Below are 12,761 nucleotides of genomic sequence, written 5' to 3' on the forward strand. Positions count from 1 at the left end.
TAAAAAAAAATCAACAATCCTTAAATCCTCTGGACTGGATTAATCCTTTTAAACCAGAAAAACCCTCAGCAGAATTAGTTAAGTATTACCAAATAGGAGAGCAGCTTAAAACTATTTCTTTGTCTATGCCCTATCCTCTTAGCGCAGGAGGAAATAAATGGACTAATTACAGTACTTATATCTGTAAATATTATTTCCCTAAATATATTTTCCCTCAGACAAAAGTTTTACACACTTTAGATTGGAATTTAGTTAAAGTCGCCATTAGATCGGGAATTCCCGTAATCTACGAACGGGAACACAATCAATATAATAAATACGATCCTGAAATTGTTAATAGTTCTTTATTTCAAGTAGCTATTACTGTAGCAGATTCCGTAAAAGATAACATGATTGCTATGGGAATACCTCCAGAGAAAATTGTCAAGCTACCTCTCAGTTTTAATAGCACTTTTTTAACTAGATATTCCGAAGCAGCAGCCCAATGGCGCGAAAAACTTTTAACTCCAGAAAGAAACAAGTTAGTAGTCTATTCAGGGGGTTTATATGGTTTTAAAGGAGTCGATTTATTATTAGATGTAGCTCAAAACTTACCCCAAATTCAATTTGCTTTTGCAGGAGGAAAACCAGAACAACTAAAAAGTTATCGACAGAAAGTAGCAGCCAAACAATTAGATAATGTTGCTTTCTTGGGTTACATTCAACATGAATCATTACCTAGCCTATTACAGTCTGCGGATATCTTAGCTCATCCTCATCTTTCTGGTGCAGCTTCTACTTTTACCTCTCCTTTAAAATTCTTTGAGTATTTAGCTTCAGGAGTACCTATTGTTGCTACAAAAATTTCTCCTTTAAAAGAATTTCAGACGCAAAATATAATTGCTGGTTGGTGTAAAACTGATAGCGTAGATGCTTACGTAAAATGTTTGGAAGCGACTTTAACTAAGTATCCGAGAAAAGAAAATGGCTACCCAGAACAATTAGAATTTGCTCGTCAATTTTCTTGGGAAAGTAGGTTAGAAAAGATTCTTAGTTATGTAACAGTAGATTTAGCAAAACTTAGTTAAAAAAACTTATTAATCAAATTCCAGATAATGAGCGATCGCATTATTTATTTGAAGCCTTTTCTCGCCAATAAATCTATCCCCAATATTGAAATTATTACGACTATTTCTCGCAGTAATCAACAGCTTAAAATTAATTATCTCTTACAAGGTGATTTATCCCAAATCATTTTACCCGCAGCTAATAATCGAGTAAATCGTCAGGATAATCTGTGGCAAACTACTTGTTTTGAGTTTTTTCTGGCTATATTTAATTCTCCTCAATACTGGGAATTTAATCTCGCTCCCACAGGGAATTGGAATATGTATCGTTTTAGTAAGTATCGTCGCGGAATGAGAGTAGAAAAAGCGTTTGAGAATTTGCCATTTCAGGTTATGACTAGTAACTCAACCTACCAAATGGAGACACAAATAAGCCTTAAACCAATTATTGCAGGAAACACTCCTCTAGAGCTTGCTGTCACCACAGTTATCGAAGATACTAACCACAATTTAAGCTATTGGGCAATAACTCATCCAGGTACGCAAGCCGACTTTCATCGCCGAGACAGTTTTATTAGTATTTAGTGGGTTGTTGAATGATTTCGGGAAAAGGTAGCTAGTAGTTAGAGACGCGATATATGAGGGGCTGTCTTTTGAGGTCTCCTCAAAAGCTTGTACGCCCCGTCGCTTCTGTACAGTAGTTAGTTGTCAAAATATTGCTCAATGCTCGATGATTTAACGCCAATTATTTGCTGCTTGTTCTAAGACATAATTAGAGACTGCTGCAATCTCTTCGGCAGTTAAGCGATCGCCATAAGCTGACATAATACCTTTGCCATTAGTAACTAAAGAGACTATTGCATCTTGAGAATCTAGCTGATTCCGTTTTAAAGCCCTAGCCTTGAGATTTTTACCCCTTCTAATAATATTGCCTCCTTTAGGGTGACAACCAGCACAATTAGCAGTAAAGATTTGTTCTCCTTGAATATCTGCTAATACTGGGCTAGTGTTTACTAAGAATAAAGCGATCGCAATTAAAAAAACACAAAAAATATTTTTCAACATATCTATTATCAGTTAATTCAAGCCAAAGCAACCAACAGCTAACAATTAGCCATTGTACGCCACTTATCTATCGCGTATCTAACCACTAACAACCAATACTAAATCCGATTCAGAAAACCCTAATAAATATTCAGTGTAGAGACGTATCATGATACGTCTCTACAAGGTTTAACGGTTTCATCTATGAACTGGGTATGTAATTCGGATTTGGTATAACAAATTTAAACAAATACTCGATGTTGCAGTGAAGGCATTTGTTGACGTACTTGTAATAAACGCTCAGGATTAATTTCTGCTACTGCTACACCTGGCTTTTCTCCAGCGTCAGCAATGATTGTTCCCCAAGGATCGATAATCATGGCATGACCATGAGTATAACGTCTTTCGTAGTGATTTCCTGTTTGAGCAGGAGCAATTACATAGCAAGTATTTTCAATGGCTCTAGCTTGTAATAGTATCTGCCAATGATCTTTTCCTGTATAAGCCGTGAAAGCAGCAGGAATAAATAAGACATTTGCCCCTTTATAAGAAAGATGACGATACAATTCGGGGAAGCGCACATCGTAACAAATAGATAAACCGAGGTTTCCTAAAGTGTCTGAATGATAAATTCCTGGTAAACTCTCACCAGCCATTACCGTACTGGATTCACAATAGGTATTACCGTCAGGAACATTGACATCAAAAAGATGAACCTTCTGATAGCAAGCTAATTCCTTCCCATTGGGATCTACTAAGACACAAGTATTGTATGCTTTAGTACTATCTTCTGGTACTGGCACGGGATAACCACCACCCAAAAGATTAATTTGGAAGCGTTGCGCCATCGTTTTGAGAAACTTCGCTGTTTTCTGGGCGATTTCGGCTGCTTGGGCAATTTTATCGTCTTCTTTACCTAGAAACGCAAAATTTTCGGGTAAACAGACCAATTCTGCACCTTGACGTACCGCTAGTTCGATAAGCTCTTCCGCCTCGATGAGATTTTTGTGGAGATCGGGTTTACTGGTCATTTGAATAGCAGCAGCAAGATATGATTTCATCACGTACCAAAATATTTTTGTGTGCAATTAGCTTATATAAAATATAGCTTTCTCTGCTGAATTTCGTAAGTAAAATTGCTGTTAAAAAGAAAATCCTTGAGGTAACAGGTTTTCAATAGAAGTAGCTTGCCAACCTGCTCGATCTTGAAAGATTACAGTTGCTTTTTGCCCTAATTCTTGAATTACTTGACGACAAGCACCACAAGGAGAACAGAGAATTTGACGGTTATTAGCAATCGCAATCGCTACTACTTCTATTGTATCTCCTCCTTCTATCGCCACCGCAGCAGCGATCGCATTTCTTTCCGCACAAATACTTAGACCATAAGAAACATTTTCGACATTACAGCCAGTAAAAATCTGACCCTGTTTTGTCAACACTGCTGCACCTACTTGAAATTGGGAATAGGGTGCATAGGCTTTAGTTAATGCTTTTTGGGCTGCTTCTACTAAGATATCTATTTGTTTCTGGGGGATCGATGTTTGATTTTTCATTGTTAAAATTGGGCAAGGGTAAACTTATTTTAATTAGTATTGATTTATTTAATGCCATAATAATTTTTATTTGATTCGATCGAGGAACAAAATTAGTTTAGGAGTTTTTGCTTACAATAATTTGCTATTAAAATAGCTCAATTTAATTTGTAGTGACACTAGCATTTTTGATGAATTTTAGTTTATGAATCAAGTTGTCAACAATAACGCTTCTAAATCTCCTTTAGAAATCTCGACATCTCGTCAATTTAACTTTTGGTTACAAGAACAGAATTTAAGTTTAGCTTTTACTACTTATCAAGCAGGAAAATTATTTTTACTTGGTTTACAGCCCAACGGAAAATTATCGATTTTTGAACGTAGTTTCGACCGTTGTATGGGCTTATATACTAATAATTCGACAATTTATCTGAGTTCTTTATACCAAGTTTGGCAATTTGAAAATATCCTGCAATCAGGACAATTACACCAGGGTTATGATGCTCTTTATGTTCCTCAAATATCATATATTACAGGTGATTTAGATATCCACGATCTAGTCATCGAAAAATCAGGACAAATGGTATTTGTGAACACTCTATTTAGTTGTTTAGCTACGGTAAGTCCAACCCATAGCTTTAAACCTTTGTGGACACCACCTTTTATTTCTAAGTTGGCAGCCGAAGATCGCTGTCATCTTAACGGTTTAGCAGTAAGAAATGGTAAAGCTAGATTTGCTACTGCTGTGGGACAAACCGATATTACAGATAGTTGGCGCGATCGCAAACAAAATGGTGGTATAGTTATTAGTATCGAAACGAATAAAATTCTGGCTACTGGTTTATCAATGCCCCATTCTCCTCGATGGTATCAAAATAAGTTGTGGGTTTTAAATTCTGGAAAAGGAGAGTTTGGTTTTATTAATTCCAAAACAGGAACTTTTGAACCAATTACATTTTGCCCTGGATATCTTAGAGGCTGTGCTTTTAGTGGAAATTATGCCATTGTAGGACTTTCTCAATCAAGAGATAATAAAACTTTTGCTGATTTACCGATGAATGAAAAGCTAGAACAGCAAGGAGTAGAACCCCGTTGTGGCTTAATGGTAATTGACTTAAATACTGGGGATATTGTTCACTGGTTACGTATCCAAGGAGTAGTTAAAGAACTTTATGATGTAGCAGTAATTCCTGGTATTAAAAGACCAATGGCGATTGGTATCAAATCAGATGAAATTCGTCGTGTAATTAGCATTGAAGAATAGTGAGAAAATTCTTGAACTGAGAAGTTCAATTAAATGCGATCGCACCTCTCTCGGAAGTGTTATATAATAAAATAATCTGGAAATTGATGTTTATTTATGCTCTTCTGATGACTCTAAAAATATTAATGTACCAGAAGGCGCGTCATGGATATCGTAAAATTGCCAATTAAATCTTCCACCATTTCTACCCAAATCTATAGATAGAGAACTTCCCCAAAATCCTTCCCCTTTTTCCAAAAAATCCTCAACATCTTGACCAACTGTAACAGTCTCACGGATTGTATTTTCCTCTTTCTCAACAACTACCTGAGCTTCTAAAAATCCACCTGTAATTACCCCTTTTACGATATTCCAAACGTTTCCTTTAATACTTACATCATCCAAATCGAGTAAATTTTTATTTAACTCCATTCCACCGACTCCTTCCCATTCAGGCAAACTTGGTGAGATACTTTCTACTATTACGCTGTCTGCTGCTACATCTGTTGCATTATCTCCAGGGTTGAGATTATCAAAAGTAATCTTTCCCGTAACTGTTCCGCCAATATTGCCATGAATATTAGTAAAAGAAAAAGTATTAACCAATTCTGCTCCAGCAGGTTGCCAAGAAGCCAAATTTAAAAATATGCTAAGGAAGATAGCAGCATCAATTTTGACTAAAGTTTGTTGGGGATTCATGTTGTAACTAGTCAAAGATTTAAACCAATTCCAAGGCTTTCTTTTGCATCATCTTGAAAATGTTATAAAAACCATTGGCTCTCGAAGGAGTCAAACTGACTTTTAACCCAGTCTCTTCAATAAAATTAGGCTGCACTTTAATAATTTCCTCTGGGGGTAATTCATTTAAACCCTCGATTAAAAAAGCGACTAACCCTTTAACTAACTGAGCATCAGAATCTCCTTGATACAAAACTTTACCCTCGTCTAACTGAGCCGTAATATAAACCTGAGAAACGCAACCATTAACTTTATTATCAGGAATTTTACCTGATTCTGGCATTTCTGGTAGTTTTTTGGCATACCAAAGTAATTGTTCGTACTTTTGTTTGGGATTAGAACGACGTTTAAAACGCTCGACAATTTTGGCTAATTTAGCAGGGAGTAGAGTTTCAGAGGACATAAGCAACTTAGTCTAGGTGTCAAATACATATACTCTATCAAATTGCCCATATACTGATCCCTATTGACTGATAAACTTGATTGTGTCAGAGGTCAAGGCAATCGCGAGGTTTTTTCGGTGAAACGAGTACTAGCTATTATTCTTGGAGGAGGCGCAGGTACGCGCTTATATCCTCTAACTAAATTAAGGGCAAAACCCGCAGTTCCTTTAGGTAGTAAATATCGCCTAATCGATATTCCAATAAGTAACTGTATTAATTCAGAGATTCTTAAAATTTACGTTTTAACTCAATTTAATTCTGCATCTCTCAATCGCCATCTCAACCGCAGCTATAACTTTTCTGGGTTTCGAGAAGGTTTTGTAGAAGTGCTATCTGCACAACAAACAAAAGAAAATGATACCTGGTTTCAAGGCACAGCTGATGCCGTCCGTCAGTACATAAGACTGATTAAAGAGTGGGATGTAGATGAGTACATTATACTCTCTGGGGATCACTTATATCGAATGGACTACAGCAAATTCATTAAGCGTCATCGGGAAACCAATGCAGATATCACACTTTCTGTAGTTCCTATTGATGACAAAAGAGCCTCTAGCTTTGGTTTGATGAAAATTGACTCTCAAGGTAGAGTAGTGGATTTTTATGAAAAGCCCAAAGGGGATGCTCTGAAAAAAATGCAGGTAGACACTACTATTTTAGGCTTAAGCAAAGAAAGAGCTACTCAAAGCCCATACATTGCTTCTATGGGAATTTATGTCTTTAAAAAAGAAGTTTTAGTTGATTTATTAGAATCCACAGGACAAACTGATTTTGGTAAAGAAATTATTCCTGCTGCTGCGAAAAACCATAACGTACAAGCCTACTTGTTTAAAGGTTATTGGGAAGATATCGGAACAGTTGAATCTTTTTATGAAGCTAATCTTGCTTTAACTAAACAGCCCCAACCTGCATTTAGCTTTTACGATGAAACTGCTCCTATCTACACTCGTTCTCGTTATCTACCGCCTACTAAGCTATTAAACTGTCAGGTAACAGAATCTATGATTGGTGAAGGTTGTATCCTTAAAGAATGCCGAGTTAACCATTCTGTATTGGGAGTACGAACTCGCATTGAAGCCCACTGCACCATCGAAGATACCCTGATTATGGGGTCGGATTTCTACGAACCTTTTGCTGAAAGACAATCTGGTTCACAGAGTGGCGGTGTTCCTGTAGGTATCGGAGAAGGTAGTACTATTCGTAAAGCTATTGTTGACAAAAATGCACGTATTGGTCGTAATGTGCAGATCGTTAACAAAGACCGAGTAGAAGACGCTCAAAGAGAAGATGAAGGTTTCTATATCCGCAATGGCATTATAGTGATCATCAAAAATACAACCATTGTCGATGACACTGTAATTTAGTTCAATCAAACTAATTGGTTCTATCTAAGAGAGAAGAGGAAGTGATTCCCCTTCTTTTTTTATTCCATCAAAGGAAAAAATAAATCAAGAGAAAAATCGGAAAACCGAACCACTTTGTAAAGCATTATTGCTACTCTATATACTAGCTGTACATTTAAGAGAAGTGATTTACTTTAATTACAAGTTCGGTCAGCAAGTCTAAACCCTTGAGGAGATAGCCATCGATGCCTTCCGCGAACTTCAAAGATTATTATGAAATTTTAGGAGTCAAAAAAAAATGCTAGTGGTAGGAGAAAAAAAAAAATTTCGCAAGCTAGCTTTAAAATACCATCCAGATCGTAACCCTGGAGATCAAAAAGCAGAAGCTAAATTTAAGGAAATTAGTGAAGCTTATGAGGTACTAGGGGATAAGGAAAAAAGAGCCAAATACGACCAATTTGGTAAATATTGGCAGCAAGCTGGACAAGCTGGACAGACTGGAGGATGGTCTGGAAGCCCTCAAGGAGTTGATGTTGGTGGTTTTGATTTTAGTCAGTATGGGAATTTTGAAGAGTTTATTAATGAGTTGTTAGGTCGCTTTTCCACCCCAGGAAGCGGTACTGGTTCTCGTAGCTATTCTTACAATAGTGCTAATGACAGTAGAACCTCTGGAACAGGTTTTAGTAATTTCGGTGCTTCTACTCCTGGAGGAGATCGGGAAGCTAGTATTACTTTGAGCTTTGGTGAAGCTTTTCGCGGTACAACGAAACGGCTAAGCTTGAATAATGAAATAGTAGAGGTTCGCATTCCCCCTGGAGCAAAGCCTGGTAGTAAAATTCGTATTAGGGGTAAGGGACAATACAATCCTTACAGTAAAAGACAAGGAGATTTGTATCTCAAGGTGAATTTACAATCTCACCCATTTTTTCGCTTTGATGGCGACAATTTAACTTGTGAAATCCCCATAACTCCTGATGAAGCCGTTTTAGGCGCATCGATTGAAGTTCCCACTCCTGATGGAATGGTTAATGTGAAAGTACCCCCAGGAATTCGTAACGGTCAAACTCTCAGATTACGGGGTAAAGGTTGGTCTTTACCAAAAGGGGGAAGAAGCGATCAATTGGTACAAATTACTATTGATATCCCGCAAGATATTAGTTCTCAGGAACGAGAATATTACGAAAAAATTCGCTCGGAGCGTAAGTATAATCCTCGCAGTAATCTACGAAAATTTTCTCTATAACGTGGCTTTGTTGCCGATTTATTAGACATTAGAGCTTTTCTTTATATGAATTCAGCTAATCAAGAGCGCGTCGTGAAGCAGATTTCTTCGAGATCGCTAAATGCTTTGAGAAGCTTCTTAGAGACTTCTTTGGAGAGTCGGTTAAAGCAAAGCCAACAAAATAGCCCAGAAAAAGCAATTATTCAATTATTTCAAAAAATAAGTCAAAATGTACCAGCTTATCAGTCTTTTTTAGCAGAACATCAGATCGATCCGAGATCGCTTTCTACTATAGCTGATTTTCAAACTCTTCCTCGAACTAATAAACAAAACTATATTCAAAAATACTCTTTAAATGAGCTTTGTCTTGATGGAAAACTCGAAAGCTGTGATTTTATAGCAGTTTCTTCAGGATCGACGGGAAAATCAACATTTTGGCCTCGTTTTATCGGCGATGAATACCAAGTTGCTACCCGTTTTGAACAGATTTTTTACGATAGTTTCCAAGCAGATCGAGGTCATACTTTAGCGGTAGTCTGCTTTAGTATGGGAACTTGGGTTGGAGGGATGTATACGGCTAATTGCTGTCGTCATTTGGCTGCGAAAGGATACCCAATTACCGTGGTGACTCCTGGTAATAACCTAAAGGAAATTTTACGGGTAATTGAAGATTTAGCACCTCTGTTTGAGCGTGTTGTTTTGCTAGGATATCCTCCTTTTCTAAAAAATGTCATCGACCGAGGAATTGAGCAAGAAGTTCTTTGGCAGCAATACAATATTAAGTTGGTGATGGCGGGGGAAGTCTTTAGCGAAGAGTGGCGCAACATAGTTATGGAAAAAATTGGCTCAATTAACTCCTGTTTTGATTCGGCTTCTCTTTATGGTACGGCTGATGCGGGGGTATTGGGGAATGAAACCCCTTTGAGTATTTGTATTCGTCGCTTTTTTGCTAATAACCCCGATGCAACTCAAGAATTTTTTGGTCAATCTCGTTTACCTACGTTGTTACAGTATGACCCTTTGAGCCGTTATTTTGAAGTGCAAGATGGCACTTTGTTATTTTCAGGAGATAATGGTATACCCTTAATTCGCTACCACATTGCAGACACTGGTGGGATCGTTGGCTATGAGGAGATGTTGCAATACCTTAAAACTAAGGGGTTCGATCCGATTGCCGAATTATCAGTGAAAAATAATCGGGGAATTCGCACTTTACCTTTTGTTTATGTTTTTGGTCGTTCTAATTTTATTCTTTCTTATTACGGCGCAAATATTTATCCCGAAAATATTCAAGTTGGACTAGAACAACCAGGAATTCAAAACTGGGTAACAGGTAAGTTTGTGATGGAAATTAAGCAAGATCCACAAGCAAACTCATCGTTTCATATTGCAGTAGAATTAGTACCAGGACTGAGCATCAGTGAAGGACTAAAAAATGCGATCGCATTTTCGATCTATACTCAATTAATCCGTCTCAATAGCGAGTATGCAAATTATGTTGCTCCTCAATATCAGTTACCTCACACTACCCTGTATGAATTTGGCAATCAAGAATATTTCCCTGTAGGAGTTAAACATCGTTATACAAGATAGGTTGTTAATTTTTAGTGGTCTGTTGCTGTTGACTCTTTGTTATTTACTATTAGTTGCATGGGAATTACACCATTAGCCTATCGCAAAAGATCGGCTATGTGCTGCACAACAAATAATTAAGTAAACTTAGGCATAGTTCATTAAAATCCATTATGCCTAAGTTAAGTATATCGGAAGCAGCATATCTATTAGGGGTGTCTACAGACACCTTGAGGCGTTGGGAAAAAGAAGGAAAAATAACCTCAACCAGAACAGAGGGAGGACATAGAAGATATGATTTAACTGATATCCTCAAAGACAAAGAGGATGATGGTCTTTACACAAGCGAGGGAAACAATATCGCAATGGTACAGAGAAACCTGTAACCCATAGGTTTGTAAGAAAAAATGATAGTTGGTATTTACATACCCATGTAGAACTACCAGATATCCCCATCATTACCAGTAAAGCTAATGGCGCAATCGGCATCGACTTGAATGAGATGAGTATTGCCTGGGCTTATTGCGATAGTGAAGGGAATCTCCAAGATAGAGGACAAATAGCAATTAATCTAGAAAACAAATCCTCTGGACAAACTGCTCATATATTAAGTTTGGCTCTTGCTCAGATACTAGAAAAAGCTACCACCGAAGAGTGTCCAGTAGTTATTGAGAAACTAGATTTTAGTAGCAAGAAAGCAAGACTTAGAGAACACTCCAAACGCTACGCTAGGATGTTGTCAGGCTTCGCTTATTCTAAGTTTGTCGAGCTAGTTCGTAGCAGCGCACAACTAGCAGCGATACAAGTCATTGAAGTAAACCCTGCTTACTCTTCACTCATTGGCATGGTTAAATTCATGAGTCTTTACGGGTTAAATAGTGGGACAGCAGCAAGCCTAGTATTAGCCCGTCGTAGTCTTCGACTTTCGGAGCGTTTGCCTAGAGTCTGCAACGCCCTAGTTTCGCCAGTGGATGAAACTAAGCACGTATGGACTTATTGGGCGCGTATTTCTAAATTACTGAAGGGATGCTATAGGCACAGTTATTTTGAGATGAAAGTTAGGGTAGGGGTCAAGCTTGATAACCAGGGTTCTTCGCAGAAAAGGAAGTTATCAAGCAAAGAAAATTCTATTCCTGAAATCCTTAGTAGCACAAGTGCGCTTGGTGCTACGTCTGCATAAGTTTACCCTAGTTTAAGTAGATTTTTTGTTGCGCTATAAGGGAATTTAAAGATGTAGATTAACTATAATAATCATGGTTGAGTTTAGAGAATTAAACTGTTTTGTGAGGGTTTAGAGCATGGGTTGTCGGGTACAGGGAATTGGTAGAGTCTAAAAATTATTAACTCGTACAGTCAAAAAAGTATTTTCTCTCATTTCATTAAGGTTTGCTATTAGATAATCGAAGATATTATCCTGCTTGATGAGACGCGGGGTCTGAGAGCTTCTAACTCGGCGACTCCTTATTTTGCATATTTTTCAATAGCGTTCATAATTTTTTCTTCAACAATAGGTTTACCAATAAAATCTGAAATCCCCATTACCTTTGCTTTAACTCTTTCTGCCATAAAGTCTCTTCCTGTCAACATTACAACAGGAGTTTCTTTTAGCTGAGAAATTTTTTTTATCTGATTACAAAGTTCATAACCATTAATTACTGGCATTGCCAAATCGACAAAAATTAAGGTTGGTTTAGCTCGAATTAATTGAGGAATTGCTTGTAAAGGCTCATTAATACCAATAAATTGATGACCTGCCTTATTAACAATTGTATTCATCATTTTACAGATTAATGGACTATCATCAATACAGGCGATCGCTGTTTTTTTAACAGCTACCTGAGTAGGATGAGAGTTAGAAAAGTATTTATCTACAGTGACATAAGAAGGTAAATCTTCTATTTGTCCTAACTTAATAGTGTTCGTTTTTAAATAGGGAATAATAGATAATGCTAGTTTAGTTAAATCTTTATCCAGTTTGAAAGCTACATTTTTTATTGTATTTTGACCATTAAAATATTGGACAAAGTTTTCATAAATATGAGGTGGTACTTCATGTTTGAGAGCTTCTTTGTTAGTAATAAATGGTGCATAGTTAAAAGAAAAACTAACACCTCCTTGCTGAATAAAACTAACATAACTTTGTTGACTCTCTTGTAATAATTCTTTGATATTCGTAATTACTAGAGAAGGTTCAAATCCAGCAGCTAATAATTGTTGAGGAGTCATTGGAATAATTTTAATTGCTAGCTTTCTTTGATTTTCTTCATAAAAAATATCACAGAAAATTTCTTGAGTTCTGCTAGCAATCATCTTTTGAGCTTGTTCTCGATCGATAAGTTTTTTTTGGAGTATTGTTTTGATAATTTGATATTGATGGCACTGATATTTTTCTTCAGGACTAAATTTCATGGTATCGATATTAATCTCTGAAAAATACTTAATAATGTGTCTTAGCCAAATTCTATTGGAATGAACTCCCCCATCAATCCAAGTTAGTTTACCTTCAAAAAAATAAAATTGCCACTGATTTTTACTTGGTGACAAGAGAGCTATTTTGCCACTAAATTTTTTTTGC

Annotated in this window: 12 protein-coding genes and 2 pseudogenes; 8 read left to right on the forward strand and 6 right to left on the reverse strand. The window is 36.9% G+C overall.

The window, feature by feature from the left end; translation table 11 throughout:
* Both H1P_RS16400 and H1P_RS16405 read left to right on the forward strand, forming a co-directional pair.
* The coding region (locus H1P_RS16400) for a glycosyltransferase (protein ID WP_144869277.1) at positions 1-1,067 on the forward strand (1,067 nt) is incomplete at its 5' end.
* A 27-nt stretch (positions 1,068-1,094) separates the two neighbouring features.
* Positions 1,095-1,631 (forward strand): DOMON-like domain-containing protein, encoded by a 537-nt coding sequence (locus H1P_RS16405; protein WP_246141741.1) that lies wholly within the window; start codon positions 1,095-1,097, stop codon positions 1,629-1,631.
* A gap of 150 nt (positions 1,632-1,781) precedes the next feature.
* Here H1P_RS16405 and H1P_RS16410 read toward each other — a convergent pair whose 3' ends face one another.
* The 3 genes from H1P_RS16410 to cdd all read right to left on the reverse strand — a co-directional run bounded on the left by H1P_RS16410 (position 1,782) and on the right by cdd (position 3,646).
* Positions 1,782-2,111 (reverse strand): c-type cytochrome, encoded by a 330-nt coding sequence (locus tag H1P_RS16410; protein ID WP_144869240.1) that lies wholly within the window; start codon positions 2,109-2,111, stop codon positions 1,782-1,784.
* A gap of 221 nt (positions 2,112-2,332) precedes the next feature.
* Positions 2,333-3,151 carry a carbon-nitrogen hydrolase family protein gene (locus H1P_RS16415; protein ID WP_144869243.1) on the reverse strand — a complete coding sequence of 273 codons (819 nt, stop codon included), beginning with the start codon at positions 3,149-3,151 and terminating at the stop codon, positions 2,333-2,335.
* Positions 3,152-3,232: 81 nt separating this feature from the next.
* Positions 3,233-3,646 carry a cytidine deaminase gene (gene cdd / locus H1P_RS16420; protein WP_144869246.1) on the reverse strand — a complete coding sequence of 138 codons (414 nt, stop codon included), beginning with the start codon at positions 3,644-3,646 and terminating at the stop codon, positions 3,233-3,235.
* 184 nt (positions 3,647-3,830) lie between these two features.
* On the opposite strand from cdd, the gene H1P_RS16425 reads away from it, so the two are divergent.
* Positions 3,831-4,889 (forward strand): TIGR03032 family protein, encoded by a 1,059-nt coding sequence (locus H1P_RS16425; RefSeq protein ID WP_144869249.1) that lies wholly within the window; start codon positions 3,831-3,833, stop codon positions 4,887-4,889.
* 90 nt (positions 4,890-4,979) lie between these two features.
* Here H1P_RS16425 and H1P_RS16430 read toward each other — a convergent pair whose 3' ends face one another.
* Together H1P_RS16430 and H1P_RS16435 are read right to left on the reverse strand one after the other, a co-directional pair.
* Positions 4,980-5,582 (reverse strand): hypothetical protein, encoded by a 603-nt coding sequence (locus H1P_RS16430; protein WP_222427083.1) that lies wholly within the window; start codon positions 5,580-5,582, stop codon positions 4,980-4,982.
* A 4-nt stretch (positions 5,583-5,586) separates the two neighbouring features.
* Positions 5,587-6,009, reverse strand: coding sequence for a SufE family protein (locus tag H1P_RS16435; RefSeq protein WP_144869255.1), 423 nt, complete (start codon positions 6,007-6,009; stop codon positions 5,587-5,589).
* A gap of 117 nt (positions 6,010-6,126) precedes the next feature.
* Between H1P_RS16435 and H1P_RS16440 the strand changes: the two genes are divergently transcribed.
* The 5 genes and pseudogenes from H1P_RS16440 (at position 6,127) to H1P_RS16460 (ending at position 11,366) form a co-directional block, all read left to right on the forward strand.
* Positions 6,127-7,413 carry a glucose-1-phosphate adenylyltransferase gene (locus H1P_RS16440; protein ID WP_144869280.1) on the forward strand — a complete coding sequence of 429 codons (1,287 nt, stop codon included), beginning with the start codon at positions 6,127-6,129 and terminating at the stop codon, positions 7,411-7,413.
* A gap of 224 nt (positions 7,414-7,637) precedes the next feature.
* Positions 7,638-8,635: pseudogene (locus H1P_RS16445) on the forward strand (DnaJ C-terminal domain-containing protein).
* Between the two features lie 45 nt (positions 8,636-8,680).
* Positions 8,681-10,207, forward strand: coding sequence for a phenylacetate--CoA ligase family protein (locus H1P_RS16450; protein ID WP_144869258.1), 1,527 nt, complete (start codon positions 8,681-8,683; stop codon positions 10,205-10,207).
* A gap of 152 nt (positions 10,208-10,359) precedes the next feature.
* Positions 10,360-10,524: pseudogene (locus H1P_RS16455) on the forward strand (MerR family DNA-binding transcriptional regulator); the annotation flags it as partial.
* A 164-nt stretch (positions 10,525-10,688) separates the two neighbouring features.
* Positions 10,689-11,366, forward strand: a complete 678-nt coding sequence (locus H1P_RS16460) for an IS200/IS605 family element transposase accessory protein TnpB (RefSeq protein ID WP_144869261.1) — start codon at positions 10,689-10,691, stop codon at positions 11,364-11,366.
* Between the two features lie 281 nt (positions 11,367-11,647).
* Here H1P_RS16460 and H1P_RS16465 read toward each other — a convergent pair.
* A partial coding sequence (locus tag H1P_RS16465) for a response regulator (RefSeq protein ID WP_222427085.1) occupies positions 11,648-12,761 on the reverse strand: 1,114 nt, incomplete at its 5' end.

The sequence above is a fragment of the Hyella patelloides LEGE 07179 genome (assembly GCF_900659865.1).
Classification (GTDB): domain Bacteria; phylum Cyanobacteriota; class Cyanobacteriia; order Cyanobacteriales; family Xenococcaceae; genus Hyella; species Hyella patelloides.

What these genes read in the sequence shown, in the direction of transcription:
- H1P_RS16405 (WP_246141741.1), top strand. Translation starts at nt 1,095, where the DNA reads ATGAGCGATCGCATTATTTATTTGAAGCCTTTTCTCGCCAATAAATCT.
- H1P_RS16410 (WP_144869240.1), bottom strand. Translation starts at nt 2,111, where the DNA reads ATGTTGAAAAATATTTTTTGTGTTTTTTTAATTGCGATCGCTTTATTC.
- H1P_RS16415 (WP_144869243.1), bottom strand. Translation starts at nt 3,151, where the DNA reads ATGAAATCATATCTTGCTGCTGCTATTCAAATGACCAGTAAACCCGAT.
- cdd (WP_144869246.1), bottom strand. Translation starts at nt 3,646, where the DNA reads ATGAAAAATCAAACATCGATCCCCCAGAAACAAATAGATATCTTAGTA.
- H1P_RS16425 (WP_144869249.1), top strand. Translation starts at nt 3,831, where the DNA reads ATGAATCAAGTTGTCAACAATAACGCTTCTAAATCTCCTTTAGAAATC.
- H1P_RS16435 (WP_144869255.1), bottom strand. Translation starts at nt 6,009, where the DNA reads ATGTCCTCTGAAACTCTACTCCCTGCTAAATTAGCCAAAATTGTCGAG.
- H1P_RS16450 (WP_144869258.1), top strand. Translation starts at nt 8,681, where the DNA reads ATGAATTCAGCTAATCAAGAGCGCGTCGTGAAGCAGATTTCTTCGAGA.
- H1P_RS16460 (WP_144869261.1), top strand. Translation starts at nt 10,689, where the DNA reads ATGAGTATTGCCTGGGCTTATTGCGATAGTGAAGGGAATCTCCAAGAT.